This is a genomic window from Vibrio injensis (assembly GCF_001895205.1).
GTDB classification, from domain to species: Bacteria; Pseudomonadota; Gammaproteobacteria; order Enterobacterales; family Vibrionaceae; genus Vibrio; species Vibrio injensis.
Map to the genome: position 1 here is coordinate 670,153 of NZ_BDJF01000016.1, position 22,923 is coordinate 693,075.

Annotated in this window: 22 protein-coding genes, 1 tRNA gene and 1 pseudogene; 6 read left to right on the forward strand and 18 right to left on the reverse strand. The window is 42.7% G+C overall.

The window, feature by feature from the left end:
- Positions 1 to 100: 100 nt before the first annotated feature.
- The 14 genes and pseudogenes from BSR11_RS08420 to BSR11_RS08485 form a co-directional block, all read right to left on the reverse strand.
- The gene (locus BSR11_RS08420; RefSeq protein ID WP_072669954.1) at positions 101 to 1,240 is read right to left on the reverse strand and encodes a flagellin; all 1,140 of its coding nucleotides are present in this window, start codon (positions 1,238 to 1,240) and stop codon (positions 101 to 103) included.
- Between the two features lie 491 nt (positions 1,241 to 1,731).
- Positions 1,732 to 2,925, reverse strand: coding sequence for a flagellar hook-associated protein FlgL (gene flgL / locus BSR11_RS08425; RefSeq protein ID WP_004394718.1), 1,194 nt, complete (start codon positions 2,923 to 2,925; stop codon positions 1,732 to 1,734).
- Between the two features lie 12 nt (positions 2,926 to 2,937).
- Entirely contained in the window at positions 2,938 to 4,863 is a 1,926-nt protein-coding gene (gene flgK / locus BSR11_RS08430; RefSeq protein WP_072669955.1) for a flagellar hook-associated protein FlgK, read from the reverse strand.
- 264 nt (positions 4,864 to 5,127) lie between these two features.
- Entirely contained in the window at positions 5,128 to 6,054 is a 927-nt protein-coding gene (gene flgJ / locus BSR11_RS08435; protein WP_072669956.1) for a flagellar assembly peptidoglycan hydrolase FlgJ, read from the reverse strand.
- Positions 6,055 to 6,064: 10 nt separating this feature from the next.
- The gene (locus BSR11_RS08440) at positions 6,065 to 7,150 is read right to left on the reverse strand and encodes a flagellar basal body P-ring protein FlgI (RefSeq protein WP_072669957.1); all 1,086 of its coding nucleotides are present in this window, start codon (positions 7,148 to 7,150) and stop codon (positions 6,065 to 6,067) included.
- 82 nt (positions 7,151 to 7,232) lie between these two features.
- Positions 7,233 to 8,012: a flagellar basal body L-ring protein FlgH gene (gene flgH / locus BSR11_RS08445; RefSeq protein ID WP_072670066.1), complete on the reverse strand. Its 780-nt coding sequence runs from the start codon at positions 8,010 to 8,012 to the stop codon at positions 7,233 to 7,235.
- A 27-nt stretch (positions 8,013 to 8,039) separates the two neighbouring features.
- Positions 8,040 to 8,828 carry a flagellar basal-body rod protein FlgG gene (flgG, locus tag BSR11_RS08450; RefSeq protein ID WP_072669958.1) on the reverse strand — a complete coding sequence of 263 codons (789 nt, stop codon included), beginning with the start codon at positions 8,826 to 8,828 and terminating at the stop codon, positions 8,040 to 8,042.
- A gap of 16 nt (positions 8,829 to 8,844) precedes the next feature.
- A complete protein-coding gene (gene flgF / locus BSR11_RS08455; RefSeq protein WP_072669959.1) occupies positions 8,845 to 9,594 on the reverse strand; it encodes a flagellar basal-body rod protein FlgF in 750 nt (249 codons plus the stop codon).
- Between the two features lie 273 nt (positions 9,595 to 9,867).
- A complete protein-coding gene (flgE, locus tag BSR11_RS08460; RefSeq protein WP_072669960.1) occupies positions 9,868 to 11,172 on the reverse strand; it encodes a flagellar hook protein FlgE in 1,305 nt (434 codons plus the stop codon).
- 28 nt (positions 11,173 to 11,200) lie between these two features.
- Complete coding sequence (locus tag BSR11_RS08465) at positions 11,201 to 11,908, reverse strand: flagellar hook assembly protein FlgD (protein WP_004394710.1); 708 nt, start codon at positions 11,906 to 11,908, stop codon at positions 11,201 to 11,203.
- 16 nt (positions 11,909 to 11,924) lie between these two features.
- Entirely contained in the window at positions 11,925 to 12,341 is a 417-nt protein-coding gene (flgC, locus tag BSR11_RS08470; protein ID WP_004394709.1) for a flagellar basal body rod protein FlgC, read from the reverse strand.
- Between the two features lie 4 nt (positions 12,342 to 12,345).
- Positions 12,346 to 12,741: a flagellar basal body rod protein FlgB gene (gene flgB / locus BSR11_RS08475; protein WP_072669961.1), complete on the reverse strand. Its 396-nt coding sequence runs from the start codon at positions 12,739 to 12,741 to the stop codon at positions 12,346 to 12,348.
- A 377-nt stretch (positions 12,742 to 13,118) separates the two neighbouring features.
- A pseudogene (locus BSR11_RS08480) lies at positions 13,119 to 13,944 on the reverse strand (protein-glutamate O-methyltransferase).
- Between the two features lie 10 nt (positions 13,945 to 13,954).
- On the reverse strand, positions 13,955 to 14,881 hold the full coding sequence (locus BSR11_RS08485; protein ID WP_072669962.1) for a chemotaxis protein CheV: 927 nt from the start codon (positions 14,879 to 14,881) through the stop codon (positions 13,955 to 13,957).
- A gap of 57 nt (positions 14,882 to 14,938) precedes the next feature.
- Here BSR11_RS08485 and flgA point away from each other — a divergent pair, with 57 nt between their 5' ends.
- From flgA to BSR11_RS08500, 3 genes are all read left to right on the forward strand, one after another.
- On the forward strand, positions 14,939 to 15,706 hold the full coding sequence (gene flgA / locus BSR11_RS08490) for a flagellar basal body P-ring formation chaperone FlgA (protein ID WP_072669963.1): 768 nt from the start codon (positions 14,939 to 14,941) through the stop codon (positions 15,704 to 15,706).
- 103 nt (positions 15,707 to 15,809) lie between these two features.
- The gene (gene flgM, locus BSR11_RS08495; RefSeq protein ID WP_072669964.1) at positions 15,810 to 16,133 is read left to right on the forward strand and encodes a flagellar biosynthesis anti-sigma factor FlgM; all 324 of its coding nucleotides are present in this window, start codon (positions 15,810 to 15,812) and stop codon (positions 16,131 to 16,133) included.
- 48 nt (positions 16,134 to 16,181) lie between these two features.
- Positions 16,182 to 16,607, forward strand: a complete 426-nt coding sequence (locus tag BSR11_RS08500; RefSeq protein ID WP_072669965.1) for a flagella synthesis protein FlgN — start codon at positions 16,182 to 16,184, stop codon at positions 16,605 to 16,607.
- 135 nt (positions 16,608 to 16,742) lie between these two features.
- Here the strand turns inward: BSR11_RS08500 and flgP are convergent, their stop codons facing one another.
- Complete coding sequence (flgP, locus tag BSR11_RS08505; RefSeq protein WP_110166527.1) at positions 16,743 to 17,180, reverse strand: flagellar assembly lipoprotein FlgP; 438 nt, start codon at positions 17,178 to 17,180, stop codon at positions 16,743 to 16,745.
- A gap of 9 nt (positions 17,181 to 17,189) precedes the next feature.
- Positions 17,190 to 17,825 (reverse strand): FlgO family outer membrane protein, encoded by a 636-nt coding sequence (locus BSR11_RS08510; RefSeq protein ID WP_004394702.1) that lies wholly within the window; start codon positions 17,823 to 17,825, stop codon positions 17,190 to 17,192.
- A 160-nt stretch (positions 17,826 to 17,985) separates the two neighbouring features.
- Between BSR11_RS08510 and BSR11_RS08515 the strand changes: the two genes are divergently transcribed.
- The 3 genes from BSR11_RS08515 to BSR11_RS08525 all read left to right on the forward strand — a co-directional run bounded on the left by BSR11_RS08515 (position 17,986) and on the right by BSR11_RS08525 (position 19,960).
- Positions 17,986 to 19,131: a flagellar assembly protein FlgT gene (locus BSR11_RS08515; RefSeq protein WP_072669967.1), complete on the forward strand. Its 1,146-nt coding sequence runs from the start codon at positions 17,986 to 17,988 to the stop codon at positions 19,129 to 19,131.
- 98 nt (positions 19,132 to 19,229) lie between these two features.
- Positions 19,230 to 19,306 (forward strand) — tRNA-Arg (locus tag BSR11_RS08520).
- A gap of 147 nt (positions 19,307 to 19,453) precedes the next feature.
- Complete coding sequence (locus BSR11_RS08525; protein ID WP_072669968.1) at positions 19,454 to 19,960, forward strand: Fe3+-citrate ABC transporter substrate-binding protein; 507 nt, start codon at positions 19,454 to 19,456, stop codon at positions 19,958 to 19,960.
- Positions 19,961 to 20,008: 48 nt separating this feature from the next.
- Here BSR11_RS08525 and BSR11_RS08530 read toward each other — a convergent pair whose 3' ends face one another.
- Positions 20,009 to 20,992, reverse strand: a complete 984-nt coding sequence (locus BSR11_RS08530) for an OmpA family protein (RefSeq protein ID WP_072669969.1) — start codon at positions 20,990 to 20,992, stop codon at positions 20,009 to 20,011.
- 391 nt (positions 20,993 to 21,383) lie between these two features.
- Positions 21,384 to 22,808, reverse strand: a complete 1,425-nt coding sequence (gene gltX / locus BSR11_RS08535) for a glutamate--tRNA ligase (protein WP_072669970.1) — start codon at positions 22,806 to 22,808, stop codon at positions 21,384 to 21,386.
- Positions 22,809 to 22,923 lie beyond the last annotated feature (115 nt).

Genomic DNA, 22,923 nt, shown 5'->3' on the forward strand with positions numbered 1-22,923 from the left:
GGCGTATCTGAGAGAGCTTATACTGTTCTAACAACCATACCTTGCCAAGGTTGCGGTATTACATACTCACGTCTGAGCTTATTAATGCCGCCTCCCAGGACTACTGCAATAGTGATATTGCAGAGTTTGGCAACTGTTTTGCTTGAGCAAGAATTGACGTTCCTGCTTGTTGCAATATTTGTGACTTAGTCAACTGAGTCGTCTCTTTCGCAAAGTCGGTATCTTTGATCCGGCTCTTCGATGCTTCGACGTTCTCTTGGATGTTGGCCAAGTTATTAATGCTGTGGTTGAGTCGGTTCTGTTTAGCACCTAAATCCGCGCGTTGTGAGTCAATGTATTTGAGCGCTGCATCTAAAATACCGACCGCGTTTTGCGAGCCACCGACAGTGCGCATATCAATATTTTGCACGGTCGTTTTTTCGCCAGGGCCACCAGTTAAACCAAGTTCAGTAGCCAGCCCCCCAGAGATGGTTAGATCGCCTTCAATATGTGGTTCAGCAACGAAAATCTGCAACTTACCATCTTCGTCAACGGAGGCTTTGAGCAAGTCAGTCTGACCATTGATGTAAGTCGCGAGCTCTTCAATATCGTCACCGGTTTTGGCTAAGATATCGAGTGTCACTTCTTGACCATCTTTTTTGGTGAACTCTAATTTCAAATCGTTTGCCGTCGAATCAACGCCCCAATCTTTGGTTTTGCCTTCAGTAGCAATAAAAGATTGGCCGCCCATCCGATAGTCATCGGCACGAATACTGGTTAATCCCATGATAATAGCTTCACCAGAGCTAGAACCAATTTGGAATGATGCTTCACCAAATGAACCGTTGAGCAATCGACGACCACCGAAAGAGGTTGTTTCGGCAATTCGGTTTAACTCATCTTGCAGAGCAACCGACTCTTCGTTCAATGCTTGACGCTCGGCATCTGAGTTGGTGCCGTTGGCTGATTGTAGGGCCAAATCACGCATACGCTGCAGAATGCTGGTTGACTCATTCATTGCTCCCTCAGCGGTTTGAGCAATCGAAATACCATCGTTAGCATTACGCATTGCCACATCAAGACCACGAGATTGAGCGATCAATCGGTTTGAAATTTGCAAACCTGCCGCATCATCCTTGGCACTATTAATACGGTTACCAGAAGAAAGACGCTCCATTGAGGTATTCAAATCATTGGACGACTTGGTCAAGTAACGCTGAGCGGTCATTGCCGACACGTTGGTATTTACATTAATGGTCATATTTTGCTCTCCTATCGAGTCCGCAAGTCTTTTGCGAAGCGGTCAGCTTTACTCTCTTGGAAGCACTGACCGTAAATCACTTGCCAAATACACCCTAAGGTATATTTAAGATCGGGTGGTATTCACTCTGTTTAAATTAATCCAATAAACATGCCAACTTTTCAAATAGACTCAATAAAAAAATTAATTATTTATAATCAGCAACTTAATTGACAATGTTGGCGATATTTCTTTTCCATCGACATCCATGAAATGCAGTTGCCGCTTTTTTTGCCGCTCCACCTGCAATCAGCTGGCAAAGAAAAGCCGACCGAAAACAAGATGAGATTTAAGACAAAAAGCCCCTCTATTTTCGCACTTATGGCATGGCACATAAGGCACAAAGATAGGAACAAATTCACCTTTGAGACTAAGCTTTGCTCGCAAAAATAAGGTTAATCACGAACCCCAAACTACGATTTAATAACGAAGTCGACGATGGTTACTCATCTTTAAAGGTAATTAAACAAGGTTAAATCTTTCGCTTTCCCAAACGCTAACTGAGAGGCTTGCAGCGCTCTCGAGTTTTCATTAAATTCAATCACTGCTTGTGAGTAATCGAGATCCTCAAACTGACTTTTAGAGCGAGCCAGACTGATTTTAAAATCTTCATGTTGATCTTCTTGTAGATCTAAGGTACTCAATCGAGCACCGACATCCGAACGAACTTGGTTTAAATGAATAAAGGCTGTGTGTAATTCTTCAGTGATTTGATGAAGCTTGCCTGTGGTTGAGGCATCAGAAACAGAACCTTTGGAGTATTCAATGGCTTTTTTAAAACTATCAAATACTGTAAATGTTTTACGTGGATTCAGAGTGATGCTATCTCCGGCCGTGATACTGCCTTTGATATTAATAGTAAGACCTTGATACTGAACCCCTGTTCTTGGATCGAAATCATTAACCTCGACAACTTCACCGTCGCGTTCTAACTGATAAGCAAAACCACCATTGAGCATATCAACAAACGTTACCGTATAGCTGGCATTATCACCGTCATCACTGTTCGTTGCCCGCTCAAGCAATAATTCAGAGCCTTCTTGTAATGCATACTCTGGTTCAAAATCACCAAATGGATTATTAATATCCATAAACATTTGATTGCCGGGGGTATTAAAAGGCATTTCTAAATTATTGGAGATACGCATTTTTCGCTGATAATCATCACCGTAATAGGTCACATTGCCTTGATTATCTCGAAAAAAAGGTTGGTTCTTCGGCCGAGTTCCCGCAAAAATAAAATTACCCGTTTCGTCTTGTACATTGGCAAGATTCAAAAAGTTATTGGCAATTTCTTGAATTTGCCGCGCCTGAGTTTCACGATCTTCAGGAGATAATGAACCGTTGATCATTTCCATGACCATACGCTTCGCTTTATCAGTAAACTCTTCAGCGTTAGAAATGATCACTTCTTGATGTTCAAGGCGATTGCGAACCAGAACTATCGCATCAAGATATTGACGTAACTGCTCTTCTTGTTGTGTTACATTTTGAATGTAATGCGTCGCGAGGGGGTTATCCCCGGCAGACAAAAGCTTTTTGCCCGAAGCTAATTGCGCTTGGTTGTGATGAACTTTATTTTCTTGGCGACGTAAATCGTTTTGCACCGACTGATAGTTATGGAAGCTAGAAATTCGATTTAACATTTACTTGTCCCTCTACCTGAGCTGCAAAATAGTGTTAAACGTGTCATTTGCAGCCTGCATAATGCGCGAAGAGGCCATATAGGCATGCTGAAACTTCATCATATTTGCCGCTTCTTCATCCAAGTTAACCCCAGATACTGAACCAATACGCGATTCCGCCGCCTCTTTTTCTAAGCGAGCAACATCCGCCAATCGAGTTGAAGTCGAGAGTTTTAAACCGAAATCGGTGTTCAAGTTATGATAGAGGCCAATAATGGTTGACTCATTGTCATTCATTTTTTTCGTCGTTTGCAGATGAATCATCTTGCGTAAATTACCGTTATCACCTTCCGCAGGATTTAAATTGGCGGTAAACTTATCATTCTCAATCGCCCCTCGAGTCAGAGTAAAGACGGTCGGTTGGCCACCGGCCTGTTGAGCAGGAATCACGATCGGTAACTTTGATTGGTCGTCATTGAATAAATAAGGTTGTGTCGCGAGCAACTGGCCATTCTTATCCACTACACGAATTTGCATCTCATGATCCCCTGCGCCTGTATTGGGGACCAGATAAGCTTCAAACTCTTTGATATCACCAACTTGGTCAATTTGAAATTGAGCACGCCCTTGAGCAAAGGAGGTCGAGGCTTGATAGCTTTGAGCGGCAATTTTTGTCGGATCATTGGTTGCCATCTGAATCTGAGCGGCACCATCACGGGTTGGGCGGACGATCACTCGCTCACCAATTTCTGGTGGAGTATTAACCTGAATACGCAGCCCATCTAAATAAAGATTGCCTTGATTCAATGCGAGGATCTGTTGTTTACCATCTGGTAGTGTAGCCACATAATGGCTGCCAGTATAAGACAGAGTAAACTCGCCACCTTTCAACTGGCTGAGATCATCGATATACACTCGAATATCAGCATTCGAATCACTGGCTGTGGCAATACGTGAACGAGCATTGACTTCGGAGTTAACATCGGAAAAAAGCAGCCCACCAACATTACCACGTAGATCTAAGCCTTGGCTTTGTAACTCGTTGACTTGATGAGCAAAAGAAATGGAGAGACGACCAATTTCATCCAGTAATCCTGGAATATGTTGATCACGCATTTCAAATAGCGCAGCCATCTTTCCGCCAATCTCTTTTTCAGAAATAGATTTTAATGTATTACCTTCAACGACCGCTAAGCGACGCTGTTTGACATCGGGATAACCGTCAATCATTTTTAATTGACTCGCTTCCGTTCCCGAAACGAGGGTATGCCCGCTACCAATATGGATATTGAAACCTTCAGCACTGGTACGGGGTGTTACCGTTACTTTGGTATATTGGGAAAGTTCAGCGACTAATTTTTCATGCTGATCCATCAAATCGTTATGCGGTCCAGGTACACGCATCATTAAACGCTGTAAGTCACGTATTTCTAACGCTAACTGGTTGATTCGTTCAATACCAACGTCGAGCCCTTTATTGGTAATATCAAACTGGCGTCGCACAGTTTCATGGAAATCATTCAGATTTTGCGTAACAAGATTCGCTTTTTCGAGCACAACTTTACGTACCCCTACATCGTTGGGGGTATCGGCTAAACTTTTTACTGAATCAAACCATTCGTTAAGGTTTTCAGGGATTTTCTTAGAGGCAACAGAAGATAATAACTTAGAAAGCATATCTAAATTTTCTTCTGTATCGCTATTAAAAGCGTGATTGGTTGTGGCAAGATTCAACTCTTTAACGGCAAACTGATCCCAAGAACGGCGAACATTTTCCACATGTACACCCATCCCATAGGTTTGACCACCGAGTTGGCGAGGCGCATTGGTCCCTTGAATCACAGACTGACGACTGTAACCCTCTGTATTAACATTCGCAATGTTATGACCCGTGGTATTGAGTTGTCTCTGAGCCGTTAATACGCTCTGCGCACCAAGATTCAGAAGATCAGACGCCATACTTGCCCCCAAAAAACCAATTAACGCCAGTCATTACTGACCCCATTACTACTTATAAAAGCAATAAATGTGCCAATGAAGGGAGTTAGCTAACTCGAGGAAATATAAAAGATAAATCTGCAACACTAGAAGAAACTGATTGCGGATCCAACCAGCCAAAGCCTATTTATATCTTCAGTAAGCGACGAAATGAAAGGATTGTTATCACAGGAAGCAATGACCACAGAGTCAAAAACAAATAACGGCAATCTAAACCCTATCGATTTAACTGTTATCCATTTGATCGATCTGCGCTTTTACTCGTAGTACTTTGTCTGCATATTGAGGATCTGTCGCATAACCTGCTTGATGAATTCCATGAATAAACGCTTCATTACTTCCACCATGCTCTAACGCGGTGCTGTAGCGAGGATTATTTTCTAAAAAGCGCAAATAGTCATCAAAACTGTCTTGAAAACTTGGGTAAGCGCGAAAAGCGGCTTTTTCCATAACCGGAGTTTGATCGTAATATTCTAAGGTTTGAGTGGCAACACGCTGCCCCTGCCAGCTTCTATCGGCCTTAATATTAAATAAATTATTACTGCTTCCACGAGCATTACTGACCATTTTTTGTCCCCAGCCAGTTTCTAAAGCAGCTTGAGCAAGCAGTAAAGAAGCATCAATACCTAATGCTTGTGCCGCTTTATCGGCGTAGGGTTTGAGTGAGGTTACAAAAGACTGTGGTGAATCAAAGCGGTATTCATGAGTCGGCGCTGAAGATGCTACTACTACGGCACTATTAGGCCGCTCGGCTGCCACCGCTCGCGCTTGTTGAACTCGATTCATCGCCTCTTGGAAACGGTCGTTATCTTGATTGTTAGCAGCGACATTGTCTGCCGCCGTTAACTGCGCGACAATCATATCGGCTAAGCCTAGCGAGCCCGAAGCACTTAATTGACTGACCATTTGCTCGTCTTGCATTTGTCGATAAAAATCTTCGTTATTACTACTGAATAAATCCGATTTAAATGCGGAGTTCGCATCACGCATCGACTTCAGCATCATCGACGTAAAAATAGCCTCAAACTGCCTTGCTGCAGCGGTCAGTGCTTCTTTTTCCGCACCACTGTCGCCATTCAGAGCTTGTTGACGTAATTTATCTAGGCTGGCGATATCATGAATAAAGCCGATATCATTAGGGTTATTCACCATCACGAACTCCTTAGATAATAATTAACTGGCCTTGAATAGCACCCGCTTGTTTTAATGCTTGTAAAATTGCCATTAAATCTGACGGAGCAGCGCCGACTTCATTCACTGCTCGGACCAACTCATCTAAAGTTGTTCCGGTTTCTAACTTGAACATTTTTCCTTGCTGCTCAACGACTTCAATATCAGTATCGGGAATAATCGCCGTCTCTCCTCCAGCAAAAGGATTCGGTTGATCAACGCCCCAGTTTTCTTTGATAGCAACGGTCATTCCGCCATGAGTGACAGCCGCAGGTCTTAAACGTACATGCTGACCAATCACAATCGTTCCAGTTCGTGAGTTGACAATAATCTTTGCCGCCATATCCGCAGGTTCAAACTCTAGGTTTTCGATAGCAGAAAGAAAAGCCACTCTTTGCGAGACTTCTCGTGGCGCACGAACACGTACTGAAGTTGCATCAATGGCTGAGGCCATATCAGGACCTAAAAATTGGTTCACGGTATCGGCCATTCGTTGAGCGGTCGTAAAATCCGATTGGAAAAGATTAAAAGTGATAAAATCACCACGACCAAAAGGGGTAGGAATCTCTCTCTCAACAATCGCCCCATTAGAAATCATACCAACCGTTGGGTTGTTGCCAACCAAACTTGACCCATCCGCTCCAGTAGCACTAAAGCCACTGACCACTAAATTGCCTTGAGCCACAGCATACACTTGGCCATCTAAGCCTTTCAAGAATGTTTGTGTCAATGTGCCACCACGTAAACTACTCGCTGAGCCTATCGATGAAACCGTCACATCAATCGTCTGCCCTTGCTTTGTAAAAGGCGGCAATTCAGCGGTCAACATTACCGCGGCAACATTTTTCGTGTTGGTTCGCGTACCAGGAGGCAATTGAATGCCAAAGTTTTGCAACATGGCACGAAAACTTTGATCAGTAAACGGGTTCGATTCCCCTGTACCAGGTAACCCCGTTACTAAACCATACCCGACTAATTGGTTACTACGCACACCGGCTACTTGTGCAACATCTTTAATTCGCGTGGCATGAGCACTGCTTGCCATGAACACCATTAAGAGCAATAAAAATTTTTTCATCATCGTTAACCTTCTCTCAATGTCGATATGCATTGCCGTGTGATCATTTTATCGTGTCAAAAAATCGACTTATACCGTCTGATTACAAAGAGACATTAAAAAATCGTGCCAAGAATCCAGGCTCTTGCATATCTTGATTCGAGCCGGTACTGGAGTATTGAATTCGAGTATTAGAGATACGGTTAGACGCTATCGTATTGTCGTAACCGATATCATCAGGGCGAACGGTACCACTTAAGCGAATGTATTCATCGCCAGTATTAAGCATCAGCCACTTCTCGCCTCGAACCACTAAATTCCCATTAGATAAAACGTCAATAACTTCAACAGTAATCGAACCTTGTAGGTTATTATTTTGGTTTGCTTGCGCACTGCCAGAAAATTGATTGTTATTTTTCAAAGCGTAAGAGAAGTTATAATCACCAATAGTAAGCTCCTGCCCGCCCACGCTGAGTGGATCCATAGAGGCATCATTATTTTTGGTTAACTTAGCATCTGCACTTTTGGTCGCTTTGGTATTTTCGTTTAAAGTCACGGTAATAATGTCACCAATCCCTCGTGGCTTCGCATCACTGTATAAGCTCACCGCTCGTGCGAGATTAAATAATGATCCCGTCTCAGCAGCATAATGCTCAGGCTTGGCCTTGGGATGAATAGGAGCCCAAGCAGGGTCGCCAGCAACCGGGTCATTTCGGTTACGTAAGGTATCGAGTAACCCAGAACTGCTGTCAGACGATCTGTCACCTTCAACAGCATCGACTACGGTTGTGCCTTGTACTACATCAGCTGTTTCAAGGGGTTCGGGTAATAAACTGCATCCTGAAAGTAATGTCACAAAGGCTAAACTGAGTATACGTTTCATCATCATAGTCTCTTAGTTAGTCAGTGATTAGAGTTGTTGATTAACAAAGCTCATCATTTGATCCACGGAGGAGATCACTTTAGAGTTCATCTCATAAACTCGCTGCGCTTCAATCATATTAACCAGCTCTTCAGTCACATTAACATTCGAGCTTTCCAGCATGGATTGGCGGATATTGCCAAGCCCATCCAGACCGGGAACGCCTTCTTGCGGGTCACCACTGGTTCCTGTCGGTAAGTACAGGTTTTGTCCAACAGGTTCTAAACCACCTGGGTTAATGAAATCAACGATAGTGATTTGTCCTAAGACTTGGTTCTCTTGCTGACCTCGTAAGCGCACTGAAACCTCACCGTCATTACCAACGGTTATTGAAATAGCATCTTCTGGAACAACAATTTCTGGCTGAACTAAATACCCAGCACCAGAAGTGACAATCGCACCTTCCGCATTCAACGTAAATTGACCATTACGGCTATAGCCGATATTGCCATCCGGCATGAGGATCTGGAAAAAACCATCGCCTTCAATCATCATATCTAGGCTGTTATTGGTGGTCTGGACGTTACCGTTGGTGTGCACTTTCTGCGTTGCCACAACCTTCGCCCCAGCTCCGAGCATTAATCCACTCGGCAGCTCAGTATTTTGTGAAGATTGACCACCAGGTTGATTAATATTTTGGTAAAAAAGATCCTCAAATACCGCCCGACTCTTTTTAAAACCAACGGTTGAGGCGTTAGCTAAGTTATTTGAGATGGTGGCAATATTGGTTTGCTGCGCATCTAAACCAGTTTTACTTATCCATAATGCAGGTTGCATACTAAATTCCTCTCACTTAGCTCGTACGCAGCAAAGAGTCAGACGCTTTGTCCATTTCTTCTGCTGTGCTCATCATTTTGACTTGCATTTCAAACTGACGCTGTAAATCAATTAAGTTGGTCATCTCCCCGACAGCATTGACGTTGCTACCTTCAAGAGCACCAGTTAATACTTTTACTGTGGCATCGGCTGGATAGTCTGCAGCGGGATCTTTGGCTCGGAATAAGCCATTAATATCTTTAAAAAGCGAGCGATTGTCAGGTTTGACTAATTTGATACGATCAACGACTTCCATCGCGTCAGCGGGCGCTCCCTGTGGGCGAACTGAAATAGTACCGTCATTGCCAATCTCTACTTTATTTAACGGGATTGGTAACGTGATCGGTGCACCTAATTCACCTAACACTAAATGGCCATTACCATTTACCAGTAAACCATTTTGGTCAATGCGTAGATTGCCGCTGCGCGTTAAGCCTTCATTGCCAGTTTTATCTAACACAGCAATCCAACCATCTCCCTGAATAGTGATATCTAAGTCACGTCCAGTGGTGATCACGCTACCTTGGTCAAAACGGTGTCCAGGACGCTCTGTCATACTAAATACGCGACTAGGAAGACCATCACCATACGCCTGCATTGAACGCGCTTGTTCTAAATCCGCTCGAAAACCAGTGGTACTGACGTTAGCAAGGTTGTTGGCTCTTAACTGCATCGCCTGCATATTTTGTTTAGCGCCACTCATGGCAAGGAACAGTGCGCGATCCATCAGACGTTCTCCACAATCATTAATTAATCATAAAAAGCAATTAACGTGCCATTATTTTTATAATTATTAATCAGAGAGTTAAAGTGGATGAGGTGATAATTGTACAATAAGAAGCGGCAATTTAACGGCAAGAGAAGACTGAGGATGCCATGTGGCATGCCGTTCTACCTAAAGATCACTAGTGAAGGTCAAACGAAGAGAAAAAACGAAGAAAGAAGTACATGCCTAAGTAGACAAAGCAACTTAGGCATATTGAACGGTATAAAACTAGAGTTAACGAATTTGTAAAATCGTTTGTTGTAATCCAGTATGCACTTCTAAAGCACGTGAGTTAGCTTGGAAGTTACGCTGCGCAGAAATTAGATCTACCAGCTCTTGAGTCATATCAATGTTTGACTGTTCTAGCACACCATTACTGATGGTACCAAATGAGCCTTTGCTTGATTCACCCCAAATTTTAACACCAGATTGCTGGGTAGAATCCCATTGTGTGCCACCTTTTTTATCCAAACCTTGCTCATTAGCCACTCGAACTAAAGCGACTCGACCTAAGGTCACGTTTTGTCCATTCGAATAAGTGGCAAGTACACTGCCATACTCATCAAAATCGATTTTCGTTAAAAAGCCTGTCGTCGCACCGTCTTGATCAAACTTCGTTAATTCAAATGGCGCAGCAAACTGTGTTGCTCCATTGAGGTTAAAAGCCAAAGTCTGCGTGCCATCAGCGCCATTCATATCAATCGGATTATCCCCTTCTCCAAAAGCAACAGAGACTATGGGATTACCACTATTGATACTAGATAGCGTACCATCATTATTAAAGCGCAATGTATGACCTACATGGCCATTTGGAGATGCAGCATCCCCACCAGCGATATTGAGTGGTTTTTCACCAGTTTTATCCGTAACCGTATAGTAGGTATTCCACTTATTATTTTCATTTTGATCTTTCAAATAATAGGTAGTCAGCTTGTAAGGTTGCCCCATTGAGTCATAAATGGTCGATGAGGTGGTACGGTTGTAAGTATCAGGGTCAGTAAAATCAAACAGCGCTGGATCTTTTAAATCACCGTTTGCGGGTAAGTTAGCGGATAATTCGATATTACCGGTTTGCTTTGGTTTACCAAACTGAGCTGGAATGTTGATCGGCTTAGGCTCATACGATAAAACCTCTCCATTATCAGGATTTACTTCATAACCGAGTAAATATTGATCGTTTGAGGTCACCATATAGTTATTCTTATCAAGGTGAAATGCGCCGTTACGAGTGAGCTCATTTTGCTGAGGAATTAAGCGATCTTTAGCGACTGCAAAAAATCCAGTACCAGCAATGCGTAAATCCATCGGGTTATTAGTATAAATACTTGACCCTTCATGAAATTGTTGTGCGACCTTACTGGCTTGAACACCTTGACCAGGGGTGGTTTTTGAATTGGTAAATAGCGACGTTGAATACACATCACCAAACTCTGCTCGCGACTCTTTAAAGCCGTAAGTATTGGCGTTAGCAATATTATTACTGGTGGTATTCAAATCTAATTGAGCAGCAGAAAGACCGCTTAACGATATATATGACATAACAAATTCTCCTGTTTGGCGAGCATAATTATGCTTTGCCAACTCCTAGTACTTCAGCAAGTCGTACTGGTGATTCAAAACCAGCAAGATTGAGCAGTACATTACCGTCGCCTTTACCGAGTAGAACACTATTGACATTCGCGTAGGTTGACACGCCAAATTCGGCATTTTCACCACCGAGCAAACCGGATGCTCTAACTCTATATCGACCTTCAGGCAATGGATTTCCATTTTCATCATTACCATCCCATTCGACACGATTATCACCGCCAGGTTTTGCACCAACGTCAAAGGTACGCACTAATTGGCCAGCTTCGTTTTCAATACGAATGAACAAATTTTGTACCGCTTGAGGCAATTTGACCATTGCCGCCATGCCGCCAACATCCGACTTCATTCCAGCAGAACCGGGAACCAGAACATCTCGTCCTACTAGAGACGAAGCCTGTAGTGCCTGATTAGAAGTCATTGCCGAGTTTAAACTTTCAAATTGACCGTTCATTTTGCCAATGCCATCAACGGTGGCAAAAGAGGCCATTTGAGCAATCATTTGATCGTTACTCACGGGTTTAAATGGATCTTGTTGTGCCAACTGCTTGGTTAATAACGAGAGGAAGTCCTCTTGTTTTAATTCTTGTTGCCCAGTCGTTTCCGTAGGCTTTTTCTGCTCTTGTAATGCTTTCAGTTGGTCTATATAGGACAAGCCGCTTTGACCAAGGTTATTTATGCCAGCCATTTGCTACCTCCTACCCTTATTGACCCATCTGCAGCGTACGCAGCAGCATCTGTTTACTTGCATCGGCCACTTGAACGTTGGTTTGATAAGAACGTGAAGCAGAGATCATATTGGCCATTTCTTCCATAACATTCACATTGGGTTTATAAATAAAGCCTTCGTCGTTAGCCAAAGGATGATCGGGATTGTATTCCGCATTTAGCGGTTTATTACTTTCGACAATCCCTAGTACTTTTACTGGGACATTGGGATCACGATGATAACGGGCTTTATTTAATTCTGCCCCGAACACGGCGTGACGGGCTTTATACGTCTCTTTCGCCGAACTACTAACACTATCTGCGTTCGCTAAGTTACTGGATGTCGTATTTAGACGAACAGATTCAGCACTCATTGCAGAACCAGTCACATTGAATACATTAAATAAGCTCATCTAATTAATCCCCTTTAATCGCTTTTGTTAGGTTCTTAAACTTACCACCTAAGAACTCTAGGGAGGCTTGATGACGCAGTTGATTTTGCATAAATAAGTTACGCTCTAGATCAACATCAACCGTATTGCCATCTCCGGTATCCGGTTGAGTCGGGACGCGGTAAAGCATTTCCCCTGTCACCGTTTTTGAGGCAGGAATATGCCGACCATCCGTACGGCTAAGACTAATGCTTGCCCCTGAACTTGCCGCCTTTAATGCTCGATCAAAGTCCATTCCTTTTGCTTTAAAGCCCGGAGTGTTCGATTGTGCAATATTAGTCGCAATCACTTCCGCATTGCGTGCACGAACACCAACCGTGTGTTGATGGATACCGAGTGCTTTATCAAAAGAAATAGTCATGTTTTGCCTCTTTGCTAAGAACCGACCGCTACTCCATTTAAAAAGCAAATTACGTACCAAGTTTTAGATGCTTTAAGAAATTAGCGATTCATCATGCGTTGCAATACTTCAGTCTGTCTTACTATCATAGAACATGCAGCAAAAAGAAAAGGCCAATAGTGCGACGTTAAACCAAAGCAAGAATTTAGCCATATTGAGATTGGCTATAAACAAAACCCGACATACAGTCGGGTCTAAAAGGATAAAACGATAACTAAACCGCTTTCAGTTGTAGGTTGGCGGTAAATAGTAAGTCCCATCAGCATAGACAGGCTATGTGATTGGGGTGAAAATGCACCAACATCGCTGCCGCTTCAAGTACGAAGGAGACACAGCGCTTATTTAAGCTTGTAAATGATGCCGGGATTACAGCGAACCATGTCAAAGCGATCAGTCAGTCCGGTCAGTGACTCTGATGCTCCGAGTAATAAATAACCACCAGGATTCAAGCTATTCGCCATTTGATTATACTTTTGATTTCATGTCTGGTGAAAAATAGATCAAAACATTACGACAAAAAATAATATCAAACTTACCTAATAGAGCGTAACTTTCCATTAAGTTTTGGGGACGAAAGTTAACTAATTTTTTTACGTTATCTTTGACTCGCATTCGACCATCACCGTTTTCTTCAAAGAAAGCTCGACGACGCTCTGGCGATAAACCTCTGCCGAGCGCTAAATTGTCGTAAATGCCAGCTCGACACATATCTAGCATGCTACTGGAAATATCCGTCGCAGTAATGGCCACACTCGATAACATACCAGGACGCTTTTGCTGTACCTCTAGAACCGTCATTGCCATCGAGTAAGGCTCTTGGCCTGAAGAGCTCGCCGCAGACCAAATTTTAATTGGCCTTTTGCTTTTCGCAACTTCCGGTAATAAACGTTCAGCCAATACAGTAAAAGGGTACGAATCTCGAAACCATAACGTTTCGTTCGTAGTCATCGCATCGACCGCAGCGACACGCAACTCACGATTTCGGCCCGTCACTACATCGCGCAGCAGATCAGACAGTGAACTGAGCTTGAACTTGTTAACCAGTGGACTAAGACGACTTCTCACTAGGTATTGTTTACTGTCGCCCAGCACGATACCGCACTGAGACTCTAAAAACCGACAAAAATCGCGATACTCTTGATCGCTGATAGTAATAGCAGTCATGTAGTTCTCTTTATTCTACTAGCGCAGCTTTCACCGCGTTGCCAAGCTCATCGGGATTGAATTTAGCGATGAAAGAGTTGGCACCCACCCTTTCAACCATTGCTTGGTTAAATACCCCACTCAATGATGAATGAAGGATAACGTATAAATTTTTTAATTCGTTATGACGTCGAATCTCTGCTGTTAAGGTATAGCCATCCATCTCCGGCATTTCAATATCCGAAATCACTAAACAGATTTGCTCATAGATACTGCCTTCTTTCGCCATACTTAATAGTTTTTCATAAGCGTCTTTACCATCTTTGGTTAGAATACACTCAAAACCAATTGACTCAATCGCTCTTTGTACCTGTTTACGCGCCACACTAGAATCATCGGCAATAAGAATTCGACGCACAATCGCTTTCTCTTGCTCAGCATGAGCAATCTCTTCTCCAATCGACGCATTCATAATTTCGTTCACTGGAGCAATTTCAGCGAGGATTTTTTCCACATCAAGAATTTCAACCAATTCATTATCGATATTGGTGACGGCAGTGAGGTAATTGCCTTTACCTGCCGCTTCGGGTGGTGGCAATATGGCCTCCCAGCGCATATTGATAATACGTTCAACAGAACTAACTAAGAAAGCTTGAATGGTACGGTTAAACTCAGCAATCACCACAAAACTCTTATCAACATCCACGGTTGGACGGCCACCGACGGCTAAGCTAAGATCGATCACAGAGACCGTTTGACCACGGATATGAGCAACACCTTTAACCAGGCGATGTAAGTTTGGCATGGCAGTGAGCTTCGGGCATTGCAGAACCTCTTTAACCTTAAATACGTTAATACCATAACGTTGACGCCCGTTAAGACGGAAAGTCAATAATTCTAGTCGGTTTTGACCAACAAGTTGCGTACGCTGATTCACAGAATCAAGAATACCCGTCATAAGCTCATCTCCATCTCAAACTTTTATAGGAAAAAAGTGGTAGTCTAAAATCAGGCCATGAAGAAATCAGAGAAACGAACTATGAATTCGAAGACCCGTTTATTTTCCCATTCCCCAACTAAGTGTAGAGGGTTCTACCATTTTTTTTATAACTCTATCGGCTTTTTATTATATTTCTTTAGTCTCTCGGCTTTTTCTGCAACGCCAGAGCAAATCGAACAGATTCAGCGAGCAGCCGAAAGTCATGTCATCAACACCGTCGATAAGCCGATAGGCGGTGAACTGGTTGTCAATGCGGCCAACATTGATCCTAGAATCTTTGCTACCGATTGTCCCAATGAGCTACAGACCTCATCCTCATCTCATAGCGGCTCTGCTAGTAATATCACTGTATTGGTTGAATGCCCAGCGGATAACTGGCGAATTTATGTTCCCGTGAGACTAACGATGACGGTTCCGATGGTCACAACCCTTAATGCGTTATCGAGAGGACAAACAATTACGCAAAATGATATTACTCTTAGTATGGTAGATCTGCTTCGCTTTCGACGGCAAGGATTTTCCTCACAAGATATGGTAATTGGAGCAAAAACGAAAAGAAACTTACAATTAGGGGATGTGATCAATCGTAACGATATCTGTGTCGTTTGTCGAAATGAAAGCGTGTTGATCCGAGCTGTTAGTAACGGGATGAACATCACAACTAGAGGGACAGCTCTCTCTGATGGTAACCTAGGCGAGCAGATAAAAGTGAAAAATGATCGTTCAAACCGTATAATAGATGCACAAGTGAGCGGAATGGGGGAAGTTACCGTGCAATTTTAAGCCCTTTACGATCATTTTTTATTGATGAGTAAACAAAGCACTAAAGTTTTCTCTCTCTCCGTCGATATGACGGTACCCATGGATCAATTTTAAAGGCTCATTTATGGCAGGTATTGATAACATACGTTCAGGTCAGTCGTTAGTAACAACGAATCGCTCACCTGCTCGTTCAGATACAAATTCAACAGCGGCATCATCGACATCGAATGCTGCTCGCTCCCAATCCTCTCAACAAGATGCGGTATCTCTAAGTACCCAAGGCAGAGCGATTGGTGAAATGCACAGTGAAATGGCGGCAACGCCAAGCTTTGATACGGCAAAAGTTGCGGCGATTAAAGAAGCCATAGCAAATGGCTCTTATGTCGTTGATGCTGAAAAGCTCGCAGATAATATGATTAAGTTTGAAAAAGAGTTAGGCGGTTTTTAACCATCACCTCACTTTCAAGTCAGACCGATGCATAAAGGTGGTTGATTTATGGCAGCATTAAACGATTTAGTTGCATTCCAATTGAAAAATGCTCAAGAGCTTTCAGCGGTATTGGAACAAGAAAAAATAGCCATCACTAGCCGCGTTTCTGCCGATATCGAGTCAACAGCGAAACAAAAGATAGCCTTAATTACTCGATTACAGCAAACCGATCAACGTATCGCGAGTCATCCCCATCTTAATCAGCTCACTGAAGATGAACATTTACACAACCTACTGGCTCAAATTCGTTCGATTATTCACGACTGCCAGCAAGCCAACTTAGTGAATGGTGAAGCTCTGGCAAGAGCACAAGTCAGTTTTAATAAGCTCAACAACTTGATGCAGCAAAGTCACGGAAAAATCGGCATGACTTATAATGCAACAGGTCAAACTCATACCGTTTCTACCTTAGGTACTAACCTTAAAGCTTGATGGTTTTCGCTCCATTTTTGCTGGTTATTGTCCGCTTTTCACTGTTCGATAGCTTCTCAACTCAAACCCCTTAGCATAAAAAAAAGCGGCCACATTATCTGCCGCCACTTCTGTGTATTCTGGAGAAAAAAAGAGTTAAAATAAGGTTTGCTGGCGTTTCTCTGGCACCTGTTGAACTTCGCCATAACTACGTAATCGATCCATTTTACGGATATCTAACCGCAGTTCAGTTACATAGCTATCGCCAACTTTATAACTGCGAACCACTTCTGCTCCTCGAATCACACCATCCACCGCACCTGAGGTAAGTTCAGTACCTAAACGTTGATCATGCAAATCAGCACGGCCACTGACCCGCATACCATAAACTTGCTCAGCTAATTCACGATAAGCATCTATTTTCGAGGCGCGCATTGCACGCACTTGTTTTTCTTCATCATCACGCCCTCGTTGCTCACTGATGCTGGCGTAGCCAACAGCGGTTAACCAATCATCTTCACGCATCGCCTGTAATGGTTGGCATCCTGTGATCAGTATGATGATGGCCAGAAAAAAAAGGAATTGTGATCTCATCATATTCTCCTAAGGACGCAGGATGACACTGTAAGGGCGAGTCATCGTTGGATCAGAACGAATAAGTACACCATCTTGAGTGCGAATGGTATTCAAGGTATCTAGGTCACGTCCTATACGATCGGCTGGTAAAAATCCCTGAGCGGTAGCAACCACGATTCGTGATTGCATGCCAACGACCCGAGCATTAACCAATACCCCCCCTTCTTGACGGAGCATTGTGCCGGTTAATACGTATTGAATTTCTTGCTCTTGAGCCAAATCTTTCCAGTCTCGACTAAAAGCAAAATCGCCTTGACGGGTGACTTGAATTGTCCCTGTGGTTTTAAAATCTACTACTTTGAAACCACGACGTTGAAACTGGTGGATTAACCCTTCAGAAACAGAGTTACCTAACCAATTGGTGGTATCCATATCTTGCAGATCGACAAATGAGGTTACCGCTATCGGGGTACGAGCCGTCACACTGGTATTGGACTGAACGAGATCTTCTGTCAAACTATCAATAAAGAAATCCAACGTATGGCGTGGACTTTCAATCAACATAAATTGTGAGCCAGAATAGGGCTCTTTACCATTATAAATTGGCGCATAAGCACACGCCGTCAAAAAGACTACAGGTACTAAACCAAGCCATTTTTTCATTTTCTTCATCTCCAGATATACTAAGGCTATCGTCCCGTTCACCCGTTTTGACAAAACTGGAACGCTCTTTGCTTTTCTCAATCTGTCTTTGATTCAGAATTGCGCACCTACATCAGCTAACACTTACTAAGCAAGATTTATACCCAACTGGTAACTAATAATGAAAAAAAATATTTCTTTTTTAATTTCAATACTTTTCATGGCTTTTGTTGCCACCAAAAGTCATGCCGCTTGGTACGAAGTGACTGGCACCGCGACGATCGTCTCCTCTGAAGAAGTAGCTAGGTTACATGCTTTGGAAGATGCACTGTATAAAGCGGTGAATTTTGCCGGTGCAGATATTGGTAGTATTAGTAATTTAATGCCTTTACTGGAAACCGATAGAAAGGAATATTTGTTTAATAACCATGAAGTTCGTTATATCTCCGTTGAAAATCGGAAAGTCCGCGGCAATGTTATGAAGGTTACCGCTCGTATCGACATTTATCCATCGGCAAGGGCTTGCCACAAAGAACAATACAAAAAGACCTTTTTAGTCGGCAATATTGATCTTGCTTCGCCACAACAAGCGGTGATGGGACAAATTTATACTATTGGTGATGATTTTGCTGATGTCCTCGATAGACAAATCGCTCAGCAATCACATAGTTTCGTCTCCGTTGGAACAACTGATTACGATATCAATCATCGCAATCCAACTCGCATACAAATGATCGCACAAGATACGGGTGCTCACTATATTATCGGTGGGGTGATTAATGATTTAACAGCTACGATTGAACAAAAGGTTTTGCGAGATGATGTTATTAATCGTCAGTTTGCTCTCGAGATGCAAGTCTTTGATGGTAAAACAGGGAGTGAAATCTTGAGAAGAAATTATCGAGAAGTCGCGAGTTGGCCGTTTGCAAAAACCAGTCAGGTCGATACTCGTAGCGCCCGTTTTTGGGCATCCACTTATGGTCAAATGTTGTTACGAGTAAGCCGGAACATTATGCTGGACCTCGAATCTGAAATTTCTTGTAAAATCACGTTGCCGGAAGTCGTCGCTAAGTTCGGTCAAACGGTCAGTATCGATCTAGGCCGTATTCATGGCGTAAAAGAAGGGGACAAATTGCAACTTTGGCATACAGGATCGTTTATCGATCAAAACGGTTTACCTCGTAATAAAGTATCACAAAGCGATATCACCTTAACTGTCTCGCGCGTCTATGAGAAAAACGCCGAGTTAACCGTTGATCAGCCAGAACTAGCATCAAGCATTCAAATTGGTGATGTTATGCATAAACAAGTGTCATTTTTAGAATAGTCTCGTGACTAACTGGTTATTGAATCAGCAAATACCATCAAAAAAATGCACAATTTGGCGTATTGATGAGATACAATTAACACGCCAAATTAATCAAAGCTCCCGTAGCTCAGTAGGATAGAGCGGTCCCCTCCTAAGGGACAGGCCACTGGTTCGACTCCAGTCGGGAGCGCCATGATGATTAAGTCTCCCCCCTCCTTTTTCGCACAATGTTGACCTGACGTTGATGAAGCATTTTTTTATTCCTCTAGACTAAACTTACTATCTCCATTATTTTTGGCCTAATCTTGTTATTAACAAAAAACTCTATAGCGTGATCGGCATGATAAAAAGTAATCTACAAACGAATACTGGCCATCGTTTTATCTCAAAAGCGAAAACGGCTTATAAAGTTCACATTCATACCCCTGATGATACTGTACTGCATCGGTCAGTAGGCTATATCCGTTTAGGAGAAGAAAAAGGCTTAAAAAAAGCCATTAAACTACGTAATGAGCTAGGACGTGAAATGTGGGGCAAACACTGGCGACGAATTCTTAAAGATCCTTATCTCATGACTCGGTTGCCGCATAGTTTGGAACCGAAAATCATCTATAAGCCCAGACCAACTAAAGAGAACCCAGATTATCGTGATGCCTGCTATATCGCTGCTTGGCGTGATTACAATGAGCACGGTGAATGTACCTTTAGAAGTGTCGTTTGTTCAATCAGTAAGCATGGTAAATTGGCCGCTTATACAAAGACCAAAAAAGCCTTACTCGATGCTTATAAAGATTGTCTTGATATTCTCATCTTTATGGGCCGCTTAAATAGTATCGACTTAAAATAATAAAGCTCACCGAAGTGAGCTTTATTGCTGTATGAATCGATTAAACCACTATTGTTTAACTTGATAATCAAACTCTGGAATGGTGATATCAACTCGACGGTTAAGCTCACGTCCTTCCGCTGTACTATTAGAAGCGATAGGATTAGTCTCGCCCTCTCCTCGCCAAGTTATACGAGAGCGCTGGATTCCCTGCTCAACTAGTGCATCAGCAACGGCTTTTGCTCGTTTTTCTGACAACGTTTGGTTATAAGCCGCAGGACCAGTAGAATCCGTATGACCAGTAATCACGACTTTAGCTTGTGGATATTGATTTAAAAAACGAACCAGTTCAGTCAATTGCTGTTTACTTTCTTGATTTAAACTCGCGCTATTGAAAGCAAAACTACTGCTATCAAGCCTCTGAAAATCATAGGTTTTATTAACAAAAACAGGGCGAGTATCTACCACCTCTTCAATAACAACCACCTCTTCAACTACTGTGACGGGACGACTTTCAACCACTTGAGCTGGTTGAGCTGAAGCGCCAAAGCGGTAACTTACGCCAAGTGATACCGTATTGGCTTCCGCTCTGGTTTGATCATTATTAATATCCGTGAGAACTTGATACTCTGTACGCAAAGACACATTTGGACTAACGTTAAATTCTAGACCTGCAGCGGCAAGAAATGAGTAGTCGCTTTCATCACCATAATCGACATAAGCGCCACCGAACTTACCGTAAGCACCCACACTGGGTGATAAGGCAAGAGTGAATTTAGGCGCCAAAGTAATCGCCTTCACTCTATCATCGGTTAATCCGATGCCAGTAAACTTACCGAGCATGTCATAACCTGCTTCCACAGCTAGCCATTCATTTATGTTATAACCAAGAAAGGCTCCCATACTGGTATCTCTATCTTCACAAAGTTCACCAGCTCGACAGGAATCATTCAGCCAGGTTTGCCCTAATTTGCCGCCTAAATACACATCTGCCATTGCAGAAGAAGAAGCCGCCATTAAAGACATTGATATCATCGCCACTAACTTTTTCATTATCATTTCCCTTTTGACTCGTTGTTATCATTAGTAGACCCAACCGGATTGCATAAAAACGATAAGGCCTCCGTTACCAAACGGACCACTACTGTATGATTTATCTAAAGATGCTATGGAGCATCCAAGAGTTTAATGTCTATCAACCTAGATCAATCTAGGCTATTTATCAACCACCCGACTTATATTATCTAAAGAATGTTAAACCAATGTCATGAGAGTTAAAAATAAGTAATGGCTTACATAAAAAAGAGTGATTGACCACATCAAATACAACGTAGCCTGATTAGTTCGTTCTTAATTAACTAGCAAAAAAAACCGCAGCCTTAATTAGCTACGGTTTTATCAATAAGATTAGTTTTTAATTAATCATTCATTTAAATAAATAGTACTATGCGTTTGCTTCACGCTCAGTAATAAAATCTAATGCCATTTGAATACGCTGCACAACTCGATCTTTACCAATCAAATACATGACCGCATCAACTGAAGGCGATTGACCACCACCGGTAACCGCAACTCGTAATGGCATGCCAATTTTACCCATACCAATCGCTAGTTCTTCACACACTTGAGCAATCACTTGATGCAATGCATCAACACTCCATTCTGATAATGCATTAATCTTGGTTAATGCTAATGCCAGTGGATCTTTGGCAACGCCTCGTAAATGTTTTTTCGCTGCATCGGCATCAAACTCAGTAAAATCTTGGTAGAAATAGCGCGATTGTTCTGCTAGCTCAACCAAGGTATGGCAGCGCTCTCCAACTAATTTAACTACTTCAGATAGTGCGGGACCTTGCTGCTTATCAATACCTTGCTGAGTAAAATGCCACTCTAAATGTTTAGCGACGTACTCAGGATCTGACGTTTTGATATAGTGGTTGTTCAGCCATAATAATTTGTCGGTATTAAAAGCTGAAGCCGATTTAGAAATAGCATTAAGACTAAACAAATCGATCATTTCTTGACGAGAAAAAATCTCTTGATCGCCATGTCCCCATCCTAAACGCACTAAGTAGTTGATTAGTGCTTCTGGCAAATAACCTTCATCACGATATTGCATCACCGACACCGCACCGTGGCGTTTGGATAATTTGGCACCATCATCGCCCAAAATCATCGCACAATGAGCAAATGTTGGAATTGTCGCTCCCATCGCCTGATAAATATTAATCTGACGAGGCGTATTATTGATGTGGTCTTCACCACGAATTACATGGGTAATCCCCATATCGACATCATCAACCACGACACAGAAATTATACGTCGGCGAACCATCGGTACGACGAATAATTAAATCGTCCAATTGATCATTACGAATTTCAATTCGACCACGGATTTTATCATCAAAAATTACGCTGCCTTCTTTTGGGTTGCGAAAACGAATCACGCAAGGATCACCCTCTTTTGCCGCATCATTCACCGCTTTGATTTTAGGATGATTGGCATCATAGCGAGGCATCTCTTTATTGGCTTCTTGCTCGGCGCGAATTTCATCAAGCAACTCTTTAGAGGCATAACACTTATAAGCTTTATTCTCAGCCAATAGCTGTTCAACCACTTGGTTGTAACGGTCAAAACGCTTCGTTTGATAGTAAGGGCCCTCATCCCATTCGAGGCCTAACCATGTCATCCCCTCGAGAATAGCATCGACTGCCGCTTGAGTAGAACGCTCTAAATCGGTATCTTCAATACGTAGAACAAATTCACCACCTTGGCTCTTCGCATATAGCCAAGAATACAGAGCGGTACGAGCGCCCCCGACATGTAGATAGCCTGTTGGGCTTGGAGCAAAACGAGTTTTAACCGTCATTATTGATTACCTTTTTCATAAACTTCAGCCAAAGCTTGGCATGAGCGAAATTTTGCGCGCCATTCTATCACTCCCACCGCACAGACCCAAGAAACTTCAAAAAGTCATGATCATT